This is a genomic window from Streptomyces sp. YGL11-2 (assembly GCF_050054615.1).
Classification (GTDB): Bacteria; Actinomycetota; Actinomycetes; order Streptomycetales; family Streptomycetaceae; genus Streptomyces.
Genome location: NZ_JBNHIN010000001.1, coordinates 182,907 through 201,652, shown reverse-complemented (window position 1 = coordinate 201,652; position 18,746 = coordinate 182,907). Strand labels below are relative to the sequence as shown.

Genomic DNA, 18,746 nt, shown 5'->3' with positions numbered 1-18,746 from the left:
ATCACGCCCGATCCGCGACGCGTTCGCCCAGGAGGCCCTGTGGTCTGAGGAGGAGTACGAGGATGAGGAGGACGAAGGCCCAGACGTCCTTCCAGGCTCCGCCGCCGAACTGCTGCATGCCGGGGATGTGCTCGACGTAGGCGGTGGCGAGGGCTTCGGCGATGCCGAGGACGAGGCCGCCGAGCATGGCGCCGTAGATGTTGCCGATGCCGCCGAGGACGGCTGCGGTGAAGGCTTTGAGGCCCATGATGAAGCCCATGCGGAACTGGACCTCGCCGGTGCGCAGTCCGTAGGCGACGGCGGCGACGCCGGCGAAGGCGGCGCCGATGGCGAAGGCGAGGACGATGACGCGGTCGGTGTTGATGCCCATGAGCCGGGCGGTGTCGGGGTCCTGGGCGGTGGCCTGCATGGCGCGTCCGCTGCGGGTGCGGGTGACGAAGAGGCCGAGGGCGGTCATGCAGAGGGGGGCGGCGAGGAGGACGAAGAGGTCGCCGCGTTGGACGGTGGCGCCGAGGAGGGTGAGGGCGTGGCCTTTGAACTGGGGGAAGACGCGGGCTTGTTTGCCGTCGGGGTACCACTTCCAGATGGCCTGCTGGAGGGCGATGGACAGGCCGATGGCGGTGATGAGGGGGGCGAGGCGGGGTGCGCCGCGCAGCGGGCGGTAGGCGAAGCGTTCGGCTGCGACGCCGATGAGGACGGAGACGGTGATGCCGCCGAGGAGCATGGCGGGGAGGGCGAGGGTGAGGCTGGTGCCGGTGGGGAGGGCGAGGTGGACGGTGAGGGCGCCGAAGCCGCCGACCATGAAGATCTCGCCGTGGGCGAAGTTGATGAGCTGGACGATGCCGTAGACCATCGTGTAGCCGATCGCGATGAGGCCGTACATCGCGCCGAGGATGAGTCCGTTGGCCAGCTGTTGCGGCAGTTCGGTCACCGCGGGGCCTCCGTGGGGTGGGAAGGTGTGGGTTTCCGTGGTGCCGGGGGCCGCGCCGGGGCGGGGGTGGGGGCCGGGCGCGGCCCGGAGCGCTGGGGCCGGTGTGGCGGGTGTGGCCGGTCGGCTCGTGTCGTCAGCTTTTGTCGAACTTCTTGAATTCGGCGCTGAAGCGGGAGATCCAGGCGCCCTTGTCGACCTGGTAGGCGGTGATCATGGTGTTGGTGGTGTCGCCGTATCGGTCGAAGGCGACGTGGCCGGTGACGCCGTCGAAGGCGACCTTGTTCATGGCGTCGGTGACTTTTTTGCGGGCGTCGTCGGGGAGTTTGCCGCTGTTGCCGGTGACGACGTTCTTGACGGCTTGGATGAGTGCCCAGGTGGCGTCGTAGGTGGAGCCGCCGTATGCCTCGTATGCCTCCTTGAAGCCGGCTGCTTTGTAGTCGGCGATGAACTTCTTTGCGGAGGGGAGCTGTTCGACGGGTTTGCCGACGGAGGACGCGTAGTCGCCCTGAGCTTTTTTGTTGAGTTTGATGTAGTCGGCGCTGTACATGCCGTCGCCGCCCATGAGGGGGGCGGTGACGCCGCCGTCCTTGAGCTGCTGGCTGAGGGGGCCGGAGGCGGGGTATTCGCCGCCGTAGAAGACGAGGTCGGGGGCGGCGGCCTTGGCCTGGGCGACGACGGCTTTGAAGTCGCGGTCGTCGGGGCTGATGTGCTCGGTGCCGGCGATGGTGCCGCCGAGTTTGCCGAATTGGTCCTTGAAGGAGGAGGCGAGGCCGACGCCGTAGGTTTTCTGGTCGTCGATGACGTATGCCTTTTTGGCCTTGATCTTTTCCCAGGCGTACTGGCCGTCGAAGGCGCCTTGCACTTCGTCGGTGGTGGCGGTGCGGAAGTAGGTGGGGAACTGGCGGACGCGGTGGTTCTGCTTCCAGTCCTTGCCCTGGGTGAGGTCGGGGGTGGTGTTGGCCGGGGATATCAGGGTGAGGTTGTTCTGCTGGGAGACCTGCTGCATGGACTGGGCGACGCCGGAGTTGAGCGGGCCGACGATGCCGAGGACGTTCTTGTCGCCGGCGAGTTTGGTGGCGTTCTGCTGGCCGGCGTTGGGCAGTGCCTTGTCGTCGAGGGCTTCGAGCGTGAAGGCGATGCCCTTGACCTCGCCGGTCTTGTTGGCGGTGTCGACGGCGAGTTGGGCGGAGTTGCGGATGCCGAGGCCCAGGGCGGAGAGTTCGCCGGTGGTGGGGGCGTCGAGGCCGATGGTGACGGTGGTTTTTCCGCCGTCGCCGTTCTTGGTGTCGCTGCGGGTTCCGCAGGCGGTGAGGGTGAGGGCGCCGGTGGTGAGTGCGGTGGTGATGAGGAGCAGGGCACGGTGACGCACGATCTGTCCTTTCCCTGGCCGCGGCCACGGCTGTCGCCTGGCCGGATCGCGCGCCGGGCCCGTTTCGGGGTGGTGGGGGCGTCCGTGCTCGCAGCGCGCCCGGCGGCGCGGTGACTGGCGGTGCACTCTAGAGCGGTGTCGGGTGGGCCGGAACGGGCGCAGTCGAGGATGTGACGCTCTTGTTATGGCCTTCGATGAGCGTTTTGCCGTTGTGGTCCTTACCGTGGCGTGCCCGCCGCGCGGAGGGTGAACTCGCACTTCCCCAGGGGAATTTGGGCTTCCGGGACGGTTATGCCTCCGGCATCCGGGGGGCGCGGCCGGAGGCGGGCGGCCCGCGAGCCGCCCGCGCGGCGCGCGTGTTACGCGGCGTTACCGGAATGTGTGCGGCCCCGCCCCGGGAAGCCCGGGTGCGGGGCCGTGCCGGCGGGCGCCAGGAGCCCGCCGCGGTGGTGTGAGCGCGACGTCAGGAGCGGTAGAGGTCCTGGTCGACGTCGCGCAGCAGGCAGGTCAGCCGGGCGGTGCACACCCGCTTGTCCTGCTCGTCGGTGATGACGATTTCGTAGGTGGCGGTGGACCGGCCGCGGTGCACGGCGGTGGCGACACCGGTGACCAGCCCGGAGCGGACCCCGCGGTGGTGGGTGCAGTTGAGGTCGACGCCGACCGCGGCCTTGGTGGGGCCGCCGTGCAGCATGGACCCGACGGAGCCGAGCGTTTCGGCCAGTACGGCGGAGGCGCCGCCGTGCAGCAGCCCATAGGGCTGGGTGTTGCCCTCCACGGGCATGGTGCCGACGACCCGGTCCGGGGCGGCCTCGATCACCCGCACGCTCATCCGCTCACCGAGGTGCCCGGCGGAGAAGAGCGACGGCAGGTCGACGCCGACGTCGGACCACTGGTCGAGGACCTCCTGCGGGAACTTGATCGTGCTCTGCTCACCCATGGACTGCTCCGTTTCGCTCGGCCTCGCGCCCTCGGTCGCCGCGGATCCGCGGCCGTTCCTGTCAGGCCGCCGGGCGGGCGCCCGGCGCGGGGTTGTTCGTTCCCGGCCAACCGGGACGTGTCGGGATGTCGTGCGGCGGGTCAGCCGCGCTGCGCCGGCTCCAGGCGTACCACCACGGACTTGGCGGCCGGGGTGTTGCTGATGTCGGCGGTGTGGTCCAGCGGGATCAGGACGTTGGTCTCGGGGTAGTAGGCGGCGGCGCAGCCGCGGGCGGTGGGGTAGTGCACCACCCGGAAGCCGGGGGCGCGCCGCTCGCTGCCGTCGGTCCACTCGCCGACCAGGTCCGCGTACGCGCCGTCCGCGAAGCCCAGCCGGCCGGCGTCGTCGGGGTTGACGAGCACCACGCGGCGTCCGTTCCTGATGCCGCGGTAGCGGTCGTCGAGGCCGTAGATGGTGGTGTTGTACTGGTCGTGGGAGCGCAGCGTCTGGAGCAGCAGGCGTCCTTCGGGGGCGGTGGGGTACTCCACGGGGGCGGCGGTGAAGTTGGCCTTGCCGGTGGCGGTGGGGAAGCTGCGGCTGTCGCGGGGGGCGTGCGGCAGGGCGAAGCCTCCGGGGCGGGCGACCCGGGCGTTGAAGTCCTCGAAGCCCGGCACCACACGGGAGATCCGGTCGCGGATCACCGCGTAGTCCTCCTCGAACTCCTCCCAGGGGGTGCGGCTGTCCGGGCCGAGGACGCGCCGCGCGAGACGGGCGACGATCGCGATCTCGGACAGCAGGTGCGGGCCGGCGGGCGCCAGCCGGCCGCGTGAGGCGTGCACCATGCCCATGGAGTCCTCGACCGTCACGAACTGCTCGCCGCCTGCCTGGAGGTCGCGTTCCGTACGGCCCAGGGTCGGCAGGATCAGGGCGCGGGCGCCGGTGATCGTGTGCGAGCGGTTGAGCTTGGTGGAGACGTGCACGGTGAGGCGGGCGCGGCGCATCGCGGCCTCGGTGACCTCGGTGTCGGGTGTGGCGGAGACGAAGTTGCCGCCCATCGCGAAGAAGACCTTCGCCTGCCCGTCGCGCAGCGCGCGGATGGCGTGGACCACGTCGAGGCCGTGCTCCCGGGGCGGCGCGAAGCCGAACTCCTTCTCCAGGGCGTCGAGGAAGGCCGGCGCGGGCCGCTCGAAGATGCCCATGGTGCGGTCGCCCTGGACGTTGCTGTGGCCGCGCACGGGGCAGACGCCGGCGCCGGGGCGGCCGATGTTGCCGCGCAGCAGCAGGAAGTTGACGACTTCCCGGATGGTGGGGACGGCGTGCTTGTGCTGGGTCAGGCCCATCGCCCAGCACACGATCGTGCGTCGCGAGGCGAGGACCATGGCCAGGGCGCGCTCGATCTCCTGGCGGGTGAGTCCGGTGGCGCGCAGGGTCTCGGACCAGTCGTCGTCGGCGCGGGCCAGCGCCGCGAACTCCTCGAAGCCGTGGGTGTGTTCGCGGATGAACTCCTCGTCGACGGCGCCCGAGTCCGCGCCGGAGGCGCTCGACGACGCTTCCAGGATGAGGCGGTTGAGCGCGCGGAAGAGGGCCTGGTCGCCGCCGAGGCGCACCTGGAGGAAGAGGTCGGTCAGGGCGGTGCCGCCGCCGGCCAGGCCGCGCGGGGTCTGCGGGTTCTTGAAGCGCTCCAGGCCGGCCTCGGGCAGCGGGTTGATCGAGATGATCTTCGCGCCGCCGGCCTTCGCCTTCTCCAGGGCCGACAGCATCCGGGGGTGGTTGGTGCCCGGGTTCTGGCCGGCGACGATGATCAGGTCGGCCGTGTGGAGGTCCTCCAGCCGCACGCTGCCCTTGCCGATGCCGATGGTCTCGGTGAGCGCGGAGCCCGAGGACTCGTGGCACATGTTGGAGCAGTCGGGGAGGTTGTTGGTGCCGAACTCGCGGGCGAAGAGCTGGTAGAGGAAGGCGGCCTCGTTGCTCGTACGGCCGGAGGTGTAGAAGACGGCCTCGTCGGGGGAGTCGAGGGCGGTCAGCTCCTCGCCGATGATGTCGAACGCCCGCTCCCAGGAGACCGGTGCGTAGTGGTCGGCGCCCTCGGCCAGGTACATGGGGTGGGTCAGCCGGCCCTGCTGGCCGAGCCAGTAGCCGCTGCGGGAGGCGAGGTCCGCCACGGGGTGGGCGGCGAAGAAGTCCGGGGTGACGCGCCGGAGGGTGGCCTCTTCGGCGACGGCCTTGGCGCCGTTCTCGCAGAACTCGGCGGCGTGCCGCTTGTCGCCCTCGGGCCAGGCGCAGCCAGGGCAGTCGAACCCCGTCTTCTGGTTGACCCGCAGCAGGGTGAGGGCGGTGCGGCGGACGCCCATCTGCTGCTGGGCGGCGCGCAGCGTGTGCGCGAGGGCCGGCAGGCCGGCGGCGGCGTGCTGGGGTGCGCTCACCTTCGGCGCGTCCTGGACGGGGTCCGACGCGGGCGGCTTGCCTGCCATGTCGCTCTCCCTTGAGCCGTGTGCCGGGCCCGCTCCGCGGATCGCGGCGATCGTTGCCGTACGCATCTGATTCGTGCGCCTCCGATCCTGTCATGGACGCGGGTGGGGGAGTAGGGGGGATCTTGGAGTGCGGCCGGGCCGCGGCACCGGCCGCCCGGAAGGCCGCCGTCCGGGCCGCCGCCGCCGCGGCCCGGACGGCGGCCGGCGCCCCCGCCGCAGGCCGTCGCGGCGGGGATTGTCAGTGGGGCGTGGCAGGATCGGGGGCGTGGCAGCAAAGGCAGCGAAGAAGAGCGAAGCGACCGGTACCGAGGCGGCGGCGGGCGGCCGTCCGCGCCTGCTCCTGATGGACGGGCATTCCATGGCATACCGGGCGTTCTTCGCCCTGCCCGTGGAGAATTTCACGACCGCGTCGGGGCAACCGACCAATGCGATCTACGGCTTCGCGTCGATGCTCGCGAACACCCTGCGCGACGAGGCGCCCACGCACTTCGCGGTGGCGTTCGACGTCTCCCGCAAGACCTGGCGGTCCGAGGAGTTCCCCGAGTACAAGGCGAACCGCTCCAAGACCCCCGACGAGTTCAAGGGCCAGGTCGAGCTGATCGGCGAGCTCCTCGACGCCATGCACGTCAAGCGCTTCGCCGTGGAGGGCTTCGAGGCCGACGACGTCATCGCCACCCTGACCACCCAGGCCACGGCCCAGGGCTTCGAGGTCGCGATCGTCACCGGCGACCGCGACTCCTTCCAACTGGTCTCCGACGACGTCACGGTCCTCTACCCCACCAAGGGCGTCTCCGAGCTGACCCGCTTCACCCCCGAGAAGGTCGCCGAGAAGTACGGCCTCACCCCCGCCCAGTACCCGGACTTCGCGGCCCTGCGCGGCGACCCGTCCGACAACCTCCCCGGCATCCCCGGCGTCGGCGAGAAGACCGCCACCAAGTGGATCAGCCAGTTCGGTTCCTTCGCGGAGCTGGTGGAGCGCGCCGACGAGGTCAAGGGCAAGGCGGGGCAGAACCTCCGCGACCACCTGGAGTCGGTGAAGCTCAACCGCCGGCTGACCGAGATGGTCCGCGACGTCGCACTGCCCTGCGGCCCCGCCGACCTCACCCGCCAGGCATACGACCGCGAGGCCCTGAAGGTCTTCCTCAACGCCCTGGAGATCCGCAACCAGGGCCTGCGCGACCGGCTGCACGCCGTGGACCCGGGAGCGGAGGAGACCGCCGACCAGGCCGAGCCGGCCGCCGGCGTCGCCGTGGACGGTACCGTCCTCGGCACCGGCGAACTCGCCCCGTGGCTCGCCGAGCACGGCACCGGCCCGCTGGGCGTGGCCACCGTGGACGTCTGGACGCTGGGCAGCGGAAGCGTCGCCGAGGTCGCGCTGGCCGCCGCCGGCGGCCCGGCCGCCTGGTTCGACCCGGCCCAGCTGGACGAGGCCGACGAGCGCGCCTTCGCCGCCTGGAGCGCGGACGCCGCCCGCCCCAAGGTGATGCACAACGCCAAGGGCCTGATGCGGGTCTTCGGCGAGCACGGCTGGCGCATCGACGGCGTCACCATGGACACCGCACTGGCCGCCTATCTGGTCAAGCCCGGCCGCCGCTCCTTCGCGCTGGACGCCCTCTCCCTCGAATACCTGGGGCGCGACCTCGCCCCCGCCGCGGCCGGCGACGGCCAGCTGGCGTTCGGCGCCGACGAGGAGGCCGAGGCCGAGGCCCTGATGGGGCAGGCCCGCACCGTCCTCGACCTGGGGACGGCGTTCGGGACGAAGCTGGCGGAGGTCGGCGCCGCCGAGCTGCTGCGCGAGGTGGAGCTGCCCACCAGCGAGCTGCTGGCCCGTATGGAGCGGGCCGGCATCGCCGCCGACCGCGGCTGGCTGGAGCGGATGGAGCAGCAGTTCGCGGGCGCCGTGCAGCAGGCCGTGAAGGAGGCCCACGCCGCCGCGGGCCACGAGTTCAACCTCGGCTCGCCCAAGCAGCTCCAGGAGGTCCTCTTCGGCGAACTGGGCCTGCCCAAGACCAAGAAGACCAAGACCGGCTACACCACCGACGCGGACGCGCTGGCCTGGCTGGCGACGCAGACCGACAACGAACTCCCGGTGATCATGCTCCGCCACCGGGAGCAGGCCAAGCTGCGCACGACCGTCGAGGGCCTGATCAAGACCATCGCCGCCGACGGCCGGATCCACACCACCTTCAACCAGACCGTGGCGGCCACCGGCCGGCTGTCCTCCACCGACCCGAATCTGCAGAACATCCCGGTGCGGACGGACGAGGGCCGGGCGATCCGCCGCGGCTTCGTCGTCGGCGACGGCTTCGGCTCGCTGCTGACGGCCGACTACAGCCAGATCGAACTGCGGGTGATGGCTCACCTCTCCGAGGACGAGGGCCTGATCGAGGCGTTCACCTCTGGCGAGGACCTGCACACCACCGTCGCCTCGCACGTCTTCTCGGTCGCCAAGGACCAGGTCGACCCGGAGATGCGCCGCAAGATCAAGGCGATGTCCTACGGCCTGGCCTACGGCCTGTCGGCGTTCGGCCTCTCCCAGCAGCTGGGCATCCAGCCCGATGAGGCCCGCAAGCTGATGGACAACTTCTTCGAGCGGTTCGGCGGCGTCCGCGACTACCTCCAGCGCGTCGTCGAGGAGGCCCGCGCCACCGGCTACACCGAGACGATGCTCGGCCGCCGCCGCTACCTCCCCGACCTCAACAGCGACAACCGCCAGCGCCGCGAGATGGCCGAGCGGATGGCGCTGAACGCCCCGATCCAGGGCACCGCCGCCGACATCGTCAAGATCGCCATGCTGCGGGTCGACACGGCCCTGCGCGCCGCGAAGCTGACGTCGCGGATGCTGCTCCAGGTCCACGACGAAATCGTGGTCGAGGTGGCCCCCGGGGAGCACACCGAGGTCGAGGAGCTGGTCCGCCGCGAGATGGCCGGCGCGGTCGAGCTGAGCGCCCCGCTGGACGTCTCGGTCGGCTACGGCAAGGACTGGGAGTCCGCGGCGCACTAGGTGTGCAGCACAACAGGCCGGCGCGTCCCCGCGACGCAACACGACGGCGCGGCCCGTGCGATGAGCGCGGGCCGCGCCGTCGTGTGCGTAGGGGCCGGAGGTCAGGCCGCCGGCTCCGCGCCCGCGCCCGACGGCTGCCCCGGCGCGCACCCGCCCGCCGCCCGCTCCCGAGGGGCGCGCCGCTGGAGGAGCCGCGCGGCCAGCGCGTATCCCAGTAGTCCTGCCATGAGCCCCGCGCCCGCACCGAAGAGCAGGTCCGGGACGTAGTCGAACCAGCCCACCGTCGCGCCGTGGACGGCATACGCCCGCGCGGTGCGGTAGGCGCCGCCGAGCAGCGTGCACACCACGACCGGCGCGGTCAGCAACAGCCGCAGCCGCAGCGCCGGTTCGGGCACCGCGGGCACCGGCGCAGCCGGTACGGCGGCCCCGTCGGGCCCGACCGCCCCGGCCCCGGAAACCGGGCCGCCGGCCGCCGTACCGCCCCGCTCGCCGCGCAGCACCGCCCACAGGAACCACCCGATCCCCGCCAGCGCCAGCGCCGACGTCCCGTACTGGAGGTACATGGCGATCGGCCGGCCGCCCACCACGGTGTTCAGCACGGGCACCAGCCGCGTGCCCCAGCGGCCGGGGTGGGTGAAGGCGTCCCAGACGACATGCGTGACGGATCCCAGCACCGCCGACAGGAAGAACCAGCCTGCCAGCACGGTGCGTTCACGGGTCCCGCGCGGCGTCCAGGGGCGACCGCGGGCGAAGGCGTGCAGCCGTCCCCGCCCGGCTCGCGGCAGCAGCGCCGGCAGCGGTTCGCGCAGCAGCAGCCAGCCGCCGACCAGGGCCGCGGTGATCAGGACATCCACGGTCAGCACGCCGGGCAGGGAGTGGGTGACCGTGCCGAACGCCATACCGCCCGGAACGACGGTGTCCGTGTAGAACGGCAGGTCCGGTGCGAAGGAGCCCGCGACCAGTGCGGAGGCGACCAACGGGCCGCGGGCGGCGCCGGTTTGCCGGATGAACGGAAGGACAGCGGCGGCATGACTGAGGGTGAACGGCATCTGCGGCTCCTCGATCGATTCGGTTCATTATGTGGCCGATGTGAGTGGTATATGTGGCCGAGCGGAGTGGTGGCCGTGCGGCCCGAGTTGTCGTAGTGTCACCGGAGTTGGGCGCCGGGGGCGCACACGCGGCGTCCCGCACGACGGCGACGCACCACACGGCAGTCAGGCACCCGCGACAGGTAGGCGCGCGGCAGGTCAACGCGGAGGTACGGCACTGATGGCAGCCACATTCCGGCGGCGGCTCCACAGGGGAGCGGCCTCGACGGCCGTGGCGGCACTGGCGCTGGCCACCCTGACCGCCTCCCAGACACCGGGCGCCGCGGCCCGCGCCGCCCACCGGGAACAGGCCACCCCCACGCCGCCCGCCGACCCCCCCATCGACGGCGGCTCGCCGTACTACACCGATCCGCCGCCCCGCAACAACCCCGCACCGCCCAAGGGTTCGGGCCACCCCGGCGGCGGCAAGGTCGTCACCGGCCCCTCCCAGGCAGGCATCCCGGCCACCGTCCTCGCCGCCTACAAGAGCGCCGAGGCGCGCATCCACGCCTCCGCCCCGGGCTGCCGGCTGCCCTGGCAACTGCTCGCCGCGATCGGTGAGGTGGAATCCGGCCAGGCCCGCGGCGGAGCTGTCGACGCCCAGGGCACCACCCTCCAGCCCATCCTCGGCCCGGTGCTCGACGGCCACGGCTTCGCCCTGATACCCGACACCGACGGCGGACGCTACGACGGAGACCCCGTCCACGACCGCGCCGTCGGCCCGATGCAGTTCATCCCGTCGACCTGGTCCAAGGGCGGCCCCAACGGCACCGGTTGGGGCGCCGACGGCAACGGCGACGGCATCAAGGACCCCAACAACATCTTCGACGCCGCCCTCGCGGCCGGCCACTACCTCTGCGCCGGTGGCCGCGACCTGACCGTACCGGCCGACCTGGACCGCGCCGTCCTCGGCTACAACGACTCCACCGACTACCTCCGCACGGTGCTGTCCTGGTACGCGTTCTACCGCAAGGGCACGTACGAGGTCCCGGACGGCAAGGGCACGCTGCCCGTACGGCGCGGCGGCACCGGTCGGGGCGAGCAGGGCCAGCAGAGCGGCGGCGCGACGCACCCCGACCGCGGCGCCGGTGCCCCGAACGGCCGGCCCCCGGCGCCCGGAGGCACCCCGCACGGACCGGCCACCCCGGCCCCCACCCCGAAACCCACGCCCACGCCGAAGCCAACGCCTACGCCGACGCCCCCGGCCGAACCCGCACCGCTCACCGCCCTCGAACGGGCCGGCGGCAAGGACGGCGGCGACGGCAAGGAGCTCACGGCCACCGCGGGCGGCGAGTTCGCCACCTCCCCGCAGGTCCGCGCCAAGGACGCCGCGGGCAAGCCGGTCGCCGGCGCCCCCGTCCGCTTCACCCTCAGCGGCGACACCGCAGCCCGCTTCCCCGGCAACGCGACCGCCGTCACCGTCACCACCGGCAAGGACGGCCTGGCCACCGCCCCCCGGCTGCGCGCGGGCGACGAGGCCGGCGCCTTCACCGTCCGCGCCACCGCCGTCGGCCGCGACGTGCCCGCCGTCGACTTCGCCGCCACCGTCACGGCCAGGCCGGCACCGAAGGCCGACACACTCGCCCGCACCTCCGCCAAGAAGCTCCGGACCACCGCCGGCACGGCCTACGCGGACGACGCCGTCGAGATCAGGGCCACCTACCAGGGCAAGGCCGCGGCCGGGGTGGCGGTCACCGCGACGATGGTCACCGGCGACCCGAAGAAGCCCGTGCAGAACGACAAGGGCCCGTACTTCAAGGACCCCAAGGCCACCGGCGCCGACAAGGACAAGCCGGTCCGCACCCTGACCACCCTCACCACGGACGCCAACGGCCGGCTCACCCTCCCGAAGATCTACACCGACGCCCACCCCGGCACGTTCCAGCTGCGGCTGACCACCGCCGACGGCGCCGTCCTCACCGTCGAACTCACCGTCACCGCACCGGCCGGCGCCTGACCGCACCCGGCCCCGCACCCACCCCACCGCCGTCCCGCCCCGCCCCGGGGCGGGGCGGGGCGGGACGGCGGTGCAACGTGTTCTCATCTCCGCCCGCCGTTGCTACGGTGCCCCCGCCCTGACGCTGCCTCAGCTCAGTTCTCCGGGAGGACCGCCATGCGCGCCCTGACAGCAGCCGCGGTCGGACTCGCCGCGGCGCTCGCCCTCGTCCTCACCCTCACCGCCCTCGGCGCCCCCCAGAGCCACACCTCCCCCAAACCGCTGCTGACCACCGTCCCCGAGCACCCCTGAGGGAGGGACGCCACCGCCATGCCCCGAACCCCGCCCACCCGGCACCCCGCCCCCGCCAAGGGGATGCGCCGCACGGCGAGCCTCGTGCTGCTCGCCTTCGCCGTCTTCTTCACCGCCCTGTCCCCCCTGATGCGGTGGTACGCCTTCCCCCGACTCGCCAAGATCCCGCCCGGCCAATACCAGGACATGGTCCTGGAGGCCACCCCCGCCACCCTCATCGACTACGGCACCATGAAGGCCAAGCAGGTCCCCAAGGTCACCATCGTCCAGACCCTCAAGGGCAACGTCGCCGAAGCCCGGCGCATCAAACGGACCGCCGGCCGCGACGTCGTCGTCTGGGACACCCTCTCCTACGTGGCCGGCCCCGACGGCAACATGGTCTCCGAGGTCCCCGAGCGCTACATCTTCGACGCCCACTCCCAGGAACCCGTCCACGCCACAGGCGAGATGGTCGACGGCGACCCCGTACGCCGCGCCGGCATCGAGTACAAATGGCCGTTCCTCACCCAGAAGCGCGACTACACCTACTTCGACGCCCAGACCCGCACCTCCGCCCCCATCCACTACAGGGGAACCCGGACCTTCCACGGCCTGGAGGTCTACTACTTCGAGCAGACCATCCCCTGGACCAGGGTCCCGCTCCCCAAGAAGATGCCCGTCAAGGGCATCACCCCCCAGGCCGTCGAGAAAACGGGCACCACCCGCTGGTACACCACCACGCGGATGTTCTGGGTCGACCCCGTCACCGGCGCCCCCGTCAACGGCGAGGAAATCCACAAGGAAGAACTCCGCGGCGGCCAACTGCTGCCCGGCGGCGGCACCGTCACCGCTTTCGCCGGCCACGTCAGGATGCGGGACGACTACGTCAGGTCCACCGTCGCCCAGGTCACCGCCCAGCGCACCCTCGTCCTGCTGCTCACCAGCTACCTCCCCTGGGGCTTCCTGACCCTCGGCACCGCCCTGCTCGCGCTCAGCCTGCTCCTCGAAGCCCGCGGCCGGCAGCCGCGGAAGGCGATCGGAGCGGCGGAGACGGCGCAGGCGACGGGCGTTGTCAGTGGCAGCCCGTAACGTGGAGGCATGGCATCGACACAGTACGTGACCACCCGCCGGGCGTGCCGCCCGCACCACCCGCACCGGCAACGCACCGCCCGGAGCCCGCAGTTGACCCACCCGCCCGGTCGTGGCCGCCGCGCCACCGCCACCGCGCCGGACGGCCCCTCGCCCCCATCACCCCCGCCGAAGCCGCGCCGCCGTGTGCCGCGTCGGCTCCGCCGTCGAAGGGTCCTCCGGCCAGGGATGCTTGGGGTAGCGCCCCCGCAACTCCGCACGCACCGACCGGTAGCCGTCCCGCCAGAAAGACGCCAGATCCGCCGTCACCGCCGCCGGCCGCCCCGCCGGAGACAGCAGATGCACCAGCACGGGCACCCGCCCGCCCGCCACCCGCGGCGACTCCCGCAACCCGAACAACTCCTGCAACTTGACCGCCAGTACGGGCTGTTCGCCCCCGTAATCCACCCGCACCCGCGAACCGCTCGGCACCTCCAGGCGCTCCGGCGCCAGCTCCTCGAACCGCACCGCCTCACCCGTCGCCCACGGCAGCAGCCGCACCAGCGCCTGCCCCGCGTCGACCCGCTCCAGATCGGCCCGCCGCCGCGCCCGCCCGAGCTCCGGCCCCAGCCAGTCCTCCAGCCGCTCCAGCAGCACCGCATCCGACACATCCGGCCACGGATCCCCCAACTCCCGGTGCAGAAAGGCCATCCGCTCCCGCACCCCGGCCGCGGCGGCCGTCCACCGCAGCAGCCCCGGCCCCTCCCGCCGCAGGCCGTCGACGACCGCGGCGCGCAGCAGCCCCGGATCCGGCGCAGCCAGCGGCCGAGCCGCCAGCTCGATCGCCCCCAGCCGGGTCACCCGCCGCGCCACGACATCCCCATCCGCCCAGCGCACCTCCTCCCCGGAGGAACACAGCGCCCCGGCCGCCGCACGAGCGGTCTCCTCGTCGATCACCGCCGCGAGCCGGATCCGCGCGGACGCCGCCGCCACCGGCCGGTCCGCCACCGCCACCGCCAGCCACCGCGCATCCCGCAACCGCGACCCGTCACCGGCACCCGCCGGCTCGGCTCCGGTCCCGGACGCCATCAGATAACTCCCCGCCCCGCGCGCCCGCGCCACCCGCTCCGGAAACGCCAACGCCGCAACGAGACCCGCGACCGCATCGTCCGACCCCGCCCCGGCCCCGCCCGCCGAACCCGGCAGCCGATCCCCGGCCCCCGACGCGGCCCCCGCACCGGCACCCGGCTCGCCGACGGCCGACACCAGCCGCCGCGCCTCCTGCCGCCACCGCGCGGCGTACGCATCGCCACCCCGGCGCGCCGTCCGCCACGCCGCCGCCAGATCGTCCCCATAGGACCGCGGCGGCTCCTCGCTCAGCAGCGCCACGACCTCCGCCGCCCGCCGCACCCCGACCTCCCGCGCGCCGTCCAGCAGCGCACGGGCCAGCCGCGGATGCAGACCCAGCCGCGCCATCCGCACACCCCGCTCCGTCGCCCGGCCCGCCCCGTCCACCGCACCGATCGCCGCCAGCACCTCCCGCGCCGCCGCCAGCGCCCCGCCCGGCGGTGCGTCCAGCAGCGCCAGCCCCTCCGCCGACGGATCCCCCCAGCACGCCGCCTGCAGTGCGAACGCCGTCAGATCGGCCACCCTGATCTCCGGATCCGGGAACCGCGGCAGCCGCCCGTCCTCCCCCTCCGACCAGCACCGGTAGACCGCCCCCGGCGCCTCCCGCCCGGCCCGGCCCGCCCGCTGCCGAGCCGCCGCCCGCGACGCCCGCACCGTCGCCAGCGCACCGAGCCCCCGCGCGTGATCCTGCCGCGGCACCCGCGCCAGCCCGCTGTCCACCACCACCCGCACCCCCGGCACGGTCAGACTCGACTCCGCCACAGAGGTCGCCAGCACCACCCGCCGCACACCGCCCCCGCCGGCCAGCACCGCGTCCTGCACCTCCGCCGGCGCCCGCCCGTGCACCTGCAGCACCTCCGCGTCCACACCCGCCAACTGCCCCGCGACGCGCCCGATCTCGCCGACCCCCGGAAGGAAACACAGCACATCACCGGCCCGCTCACGCAACGCCCGCCGCACCACCCCCGCGACATGCGCCAGCAGCGCCGGATCCACCCGCATCCCGTGCGCCGGTGCCACCGGCCGCTCCGGAGGCGCCCACAGCACCTCCACCGGATGCGACACCCCCGCCGCCTCCACCACCGGTACCGGCCCCCCGGCGCCACCCAGCAGCCGCGCCCACCCCTCCGCGTCCGTCGTCGCCGACGCCGCCACCAGCCGCAGCTCCGGCCGCAGCGTCTCCCGCACATCCAGCAGGAACGCCGCACACGTATCCGCGTCCAGATGCCGCTCGTGGCACTCGTCCAGCACCACGACGTCCACCCCGGCCAGCTCCGGATCCCGCTGCAACCGCTGCAGCAGCACCCCGGTGGTCACCACCTCCACCGCCATACGGGCCCCCACCCGCCGCTCCCCGCGCACCGTGAAACCCACCGCCCCGCCGACCTGCTCACCCAACAGCCAGGCCATCCGCCGCGCCGCCGCGCGCGCCGCGATCCGCCGCGGCTCGGCCACCACCACCCGCCGCCGCGGCCCGCCGCCCGTCAGCCCGGCGAGCTCCAGCGGCACCAGCGTCGTCTTGCCGGTACCGGGCGGAGCACACAGCACCGCCGCACCGGCCCCGTCGAGGGCGGCACGCAGCGCGGGCAGCGCACTGCGCACGGGCAACTGGGCAAGGGCGGCGGCACCAGGGGTACCTCCGGCATCAGGGAGGGGGAGCGTCACGGCCCCAGTCTGCCGCCCCGCAAACCGGTACCCGCCCGCCGCCCCGACCCTCGCCGGCCCGCAGTCGCTACGCCGCCCCCGCCGTGCACACGAAGATCGCCGTCCCCGGGATCAGATGCCCGCGCAGCGGCGACCAGCCGCCCCACTCCTGGGTGTTCCAGTCGGGCCACTCCGGCTCCACGACGTCCTCCAGCCGGAAACCGGCCGCCACCACATCCCGCACCCGGTCACCCAGCGTCCGGTGATGCTCCACGTACACCGCCCGCCCGGCCTCGTCCTGCTCTACATACGGAGTCCGGTCGAAGTACGACGCCGCCACCGACAGCCCCTCCGGCCCCGGCTCGTCGGGAAACGCCCAGCGGATCGGATGCGTCACCGAGAAGACGAACCGGCCGCCCGGCCGCAGCACCCGCCGCACCTCTCGCAGCACCCGCACCGGATCCGCGACGAACGGCAGCGCCCCGTAGGCGGAACAGGCCAGATCGAAGCAGCCGTCGCGGAACGGCAGCGCCCCCGCGTCCGCCTCCACCAACGCGACGGCGTGCCCCACCGCCCCGTTCGCGATCCGCAGCGCGTGCTGCAACTGCCGGTGGGAGAGATCCAGCGCCACGGGCAGCGCACCCTGCGCCGCCAGCCAGCGGGAGCACTGCGCCGCGCCCGCCCCGATCTCCAGCACGCGGCGTCCCTTGAGCTCCGCGGCCGGACCCAGCAGCGCGGCGTCCGCCTCGTCGAGCCCCTCGGGCCCCCAGACGAACCGGTCGTCCCCGAGGAACGTGCCGTGCTCGCTCTGATACTCGTCCGCATTGCGGTCCCACCAGCCCCGGCTGGCTCGGCTGCTCTCGGCGTCCGAGGCGTCACGGCGGGTCGCCTCCGGCTCGTGCTCTTGGTTCATCGCGCCCGTCGTCGTAGTCTTCGCTGTGCTTGTCGCAGCGGGGGCCGCGGGGCTGTACGACCTCGCGGAACATCGCGTGTGCCGGTTATGGGGCGTTCCGCCCCGGGTGTGCGCCTTCGCGCATTGACCGTCTCCGGCTGCCCCCGTATGCTACAAGTTGCGCTGCGGGCCTGCGCGCCTCAGACGGAGCAGGCCGCGCTCGCATCTGTATGAATGTCCCCTCGGTTTTCGAGGCGTTTCGGATCGCTCCGGCTTTGCGGGGCCTCCGGATGATGCGCCTCTGACGCTGTCCGGCTTATGCAGAGGCGATACCGGCTCTCGGCGTAGCAGTACCTACGACTTCAATGTCCGTACCGGAGCCCTTTCCCACATGACGAGCAGCACCGAGACCACCGCCACCACCCCGCAGGTTGCGGTCAACGACATCGGTAACGAGGAAGCCTTCCTCGCCGCGATCGACGAGACGATCAAGTACTTCAACGACGGCGACATCGTCGACGGCGTCATCGTGAAGGTCGACCGGGACGAGGTCCTGCTCGACATCGGTTACAAGACCGAAGGCGTCATCCCGAGCCGTGAGCTCTCGATCAAGCACGACGTCGACCCCAACGAGGTCGTCGCCGTCGGTGACGAGATCGAAGCCCTTGTTCTCCAGAAGGAGGACAAGGAAGGCCGCCTGATCCTCTCGAAGAAGCGCGCCCAGTACGAGCGTGCCTGGGGCACCATCGAGAAGATCAAGGAAGAGGACGGCATCGTCACCGGTACCGTCATCGAGGTCGTCAAGGGTGGTCTCATCCTCGACATCGGCCTCCGCGGCTTCCTCCCGGCCTCCCTGGTCGAGATGCGCCGTGTCCGCGACCTGCAGCCCTACGTGGGCAAGGAGCTCGAGGCCAAGATCATCGAGCTGGACAAGAACCGCAACAACGTGGTCCTGTCCCGCCGCGCCTGGCTGGAGCAGACCCAGAGCGAGGTCCGCCAGACCTTCCTCACCACCCTCCAGAAGGGCCAGGTGCGCTCCGGCGTCGTCTCCTCCATCGTCAACTTCGGTGCCTTCGTGGACCTGGGTGGCGTGGACGGCCTGGTGCACGTCTCCGAGCTGTCCTGGAAGCACATCGACCACCCCTCCGAGGTCGTCGAGGTCGGCCAGGAGGTCACCGTCGAGGTCCTCGACGTCGACATGGACCGCGAGCGCGTCTCCCTGTCGCTCAAGGCCACCCAGGAAGACCCGTGGCAGCAGTTCGCCCGGACCCACCAGATCGGTCAGGTCGTCCCGGGTAAGGTCACCAAGCTCGTTCCGTTCGGTGCGTTCGTCCGCGTCGACGAGGGCATCGAGGGCCTGGTCCACATCTCCGAGCTGGCCGAGCGCCACGTCGAGATCCCGGAGCAGGTCGTCCAGGTCAACGACGAGATCTTCGTCAAGGTCATTGACATCGACCTGGAGCGCCGCCGCATCAGCCTCTCGCTGAAGCAGGCCAACGAGTCCTTCGGCGCCGACCCGTCGGCCGTCGAGTTCGACCCGACCCTGTACGGCATGGCCGCGTCCTACGACGACCAGGGCAACTACATCTACCCCGAGGGCTTCGACCCGGAGACCAACGACTGGCTGGAGGGCTACGAGGCCCAGCGCGAGGCGTGGGAGCAGCAGTACGCCGAGGCGCAGCAGCGCTTCGAGCAGCACCAGGCCCAGGTCATCAAGTCCCGCGAGGCCGACGAGCAGGCCGCGGCCGAGGGCGCTGCGGCTCCCGCGGCGGCCGGTGGCGGCCAGGCCGGCGGCGGCAACGTCTCCGGTGGCTCGTACTCCTCGGAGTCGGCGGACAACTCCGGCGCCCTGGCGTCGGACGAGGCCCTCGCCGCGCTCCGCGAGAAGCTGGCCGGCGGCCAGAGCTGACGCTCCACCCCGCTGCGCACTAGCTAGCTGAAGGGCGAAGGCCCGCTCCCTCCGGGGAGCGGGCCTTCGTCGTATACGGCGCACCGCAGGGTGGCACAC

12 protein-coding genes are annotated in these 18,746 nt (G+C 72.6%); 5 read left to right on the top strand and 7 right to left on the bottom strand.

Annotated features, from left to right (window positions below):
• Window position 1: 1 nt before the first annotated feature.
• From ACO1BR_RS00915 to ACO1BR_RS00900, 4 genes are all read right to left on the bottom strand, one after another.
• Complete coding sequence (locus ACO1BR_RS00915; protein WP_426793076.1) at window positions 2-931, bottom strand: branched-chain amino acid ABC transporter permease; 930 nt, start codon at window positions 929-931, stop codon at window positions 2-4.
• A gap of 133 nt (window positions 932-1,064) precedes the next feature.
• Window positions 1,065-2,285 (bottom strand): branched-chain amino acid ABC transporter substrate-binding protein, encoded by a 1,221-nt coding sequence (locus ACO1BR_RS00910; RefSeq protein ID WP_426793321.1) that lies wholly within the window; start codon window positions 2,283-2,285, stop codon window positions 1,065-1,067.
• A gap of 478 nt (window positions 2,286-2,763) precedes the next feature.
• Window positions 2,764-3,237: a PaaI family thioesterase gene (locus ACO1BR_RS00905; protein WP_426793075.1), complete on the bottom strand. Its 474-nt coding sequence runs from the start codon at window positions 3,235-3,237 to the stop codon at window positions 2,764-2,766.
• 140 nt (window positions 3,238-3,377) lie between these two features.
• Window positions 3,378-5,687 (bottom strand): FdhF/YdeP family oxidoreductase, encoded by a 2,310-nt coding sequence (locus tag ACO1BR_RS00900; protein WP_426793074.1) that lies wholly within the window; start codon window positions 5,685-5,687, stop codon window positions 3,378-3,380.
• A 265-nt stretch (window positions 5,688-5,952) separates the two neighbouring features.
• Between ACO1BR_RS00900 and polA the strand changes: the two genes are divergently transcribed.
• Complete coding sequence (gene polA, locus ACO1BR_RS00895) at window positions 5,953-8,691, top strand: DNA polymerase I (RefSeq protein WP_426793073.1); 2,739 nt, start codon at window positions 5,953-5,955, stop codon at window positions 8,689-8,691.
• 101 nt (window positions 8,692-8,792) lie between these two features.
• On the opposite strand, the gene ACO1BR_RS00890 is transcribed toward polA, so the two are convergent.
• Entirely contained in the window at window positions 8,793-9,740 is a 948-nt protein-coding gene (locus ACO1BR_RS00890; RefSeq protein WP_426793072.1) for a DUF4184 family protein, read from the bottom strand.
• Window positions 9,741-9,960: 220 nt separating this feature from the next.
• Here ACO1BR_RS00890 and ACO1BR_RS00885 point away from each other — a divergent pair, with 220 nt between their 5' ends.
• The 3 genes from ACO1BR_RS00885 (at window position 9,961) to ACO1BR_RS00875 (ending at window position 13,095) form a co-directional block, all read left to right on the top strand.
• A complete protein-coding gene (locus ACO1BR_RS00885; RefSeq protein WP_426793071.1) occupies window positions 9,961-11,736 on the top strand; it encodes a lytic transglycosylase in 1,776 nt (591 codons plus the stop codon).
• 156 nt (window positions 11,737-11,892) lie between these two features.
• Window positions 11,893-12,027, top strand: coding sequence for an SPW_0924 family protein (locus ACO1BR_RS00880; RefSeq protein ID WP_426793070.1), 135 nt, complete (start codon window positions 11,893-11,895; stop codon window positions 12,025-12,027).
• Window positions 12,028-12,090: 63 nt separating this feature from the next.
• Window positions 12,091-13,095, top strand: a complete 1,005-nt coding sequence (locus tag ACO1BR_RS00875) for a DUF3068 domain-containing protein (RefSeq protein WP_426793320.1) — start codon at window positions 12,091-12,093, stop codon at window positions 13,093-13,095.
• Window positions 13,096-13,254: 159 nt separating this feature from the next.
• Here the strand turns inward: ACO1BR_RS00875 and hrpB are convergent, their stop codons facing one another.
• Both hrpB and ACO1BR_RS00865 read right to left on the bottom strand, forming a co-directional pair.
• Window positions 13,255-15,867 (bottom strand): ATP-dependent helicase HrpB, encoded by a 2,613-nt coding sequence (gene hrpB, locus ACO1BR_RS00870; RefSeq protein ID WP_426793069.1) that lies wholly within the window; start codon window positions 15,865-15,867, stop codon window positions 13,255-13,257.
• Between the two features lie 67 nt (window positions 15,868-15,934).
• Entirely contained in the window at window positions 15,935-16,759 is an 825-nt protein-coding gene (locus ACO1BR_RS00865) for a class I SAM-dependent methyltransferase (RefSeq protein ID WP_426793068.1), read from the bottom strand.
• Between the two features lie 370 nt (window positions 16,760-17,129).
• Here ACO1BR_RS00865 and rpsA point away from each other — a divergent pair, with 370 nt between their 5' ends.
• Window positions 17,130-18,647: a 30S ribosomal protein S1 gene (gene rpsA, locus ACO1BR_RS00860; protein ID WP_159504393.1), complete on the top strand. Its 1,518-nt coding sequence runs from the start codon at window positions 17,130-17,132 to the stop codon at window positions 18,645-18,647.
• The last annotated feature ends 99 nt before the right edge of the window (window positions 18,648-18,746 follow it).

What these genes read in the sequence shown, in the direction of transcription:
- ACO1BR_RS00905 (WP_426793075.1), bottom strand. Translation starts at nt 3,237, where the DNA reads ATGGGTGAGCAGAGCACGATCAAGTTCCCGCAGGAGGTCCTCGACCAG.
- ACO1BR_RS00900 (WP_426793074.1), bottom strand. Translation starts at nt 5,687, where the DNA reads ATGGCAGGCAAGCCGCCCGCGTCGGACCCCGTCCAGGACGCGCCGAAG.
- ACO1BR_RS00890 (WP_426793072.1), bottom strand. Translation starts at nt 9,740, where the DNA reads ATGCCGTTCACCCTCAGTCATGCCGCCGCTGTCCTTCCGTTCATCCGG.
- ACO1BR_RS00885 (WP_426793071.1), top strand. Translation starts at nt 9,961, where the DNA reads ATGGCAGCCACATTCCGGCGGCGGCTCCACAGGGGAGCGGCCTCGACG.
- ACO1BR_RS00880 (WP_426793070.1), top strand. Translation starts at nt 11,893, where the DNA reads ATGCGCGCCCTGACAGCAGCCGCGGTCGGACTCGCCGCGGCGCTCGCC.
- ACO1BR_RS00875 (WP_426793320.1), top strand. Translation starts at nt 12,091, where the DNA reads ATGCGCCGCACGGCGAGCCTCGTGCTGCTCGCCTTCGCCGTCTTCTTC.
- ACO1BR_RS00865 (WP_426793068.1), bottom strand. Translation starts at nt 16,759, where the DNA reads ATGAACCAAGAGCACGAGCCGGAGGCGACCCGCCGTGACGCCTCGGAC.
- rpsA (WP_159504393.1), top strand. Translation starts at nt 17,130, where the DNA reads ATGACGAGCAGCACCGAGACCACCGCCACCACCCCGCAGGTTGCGGTC.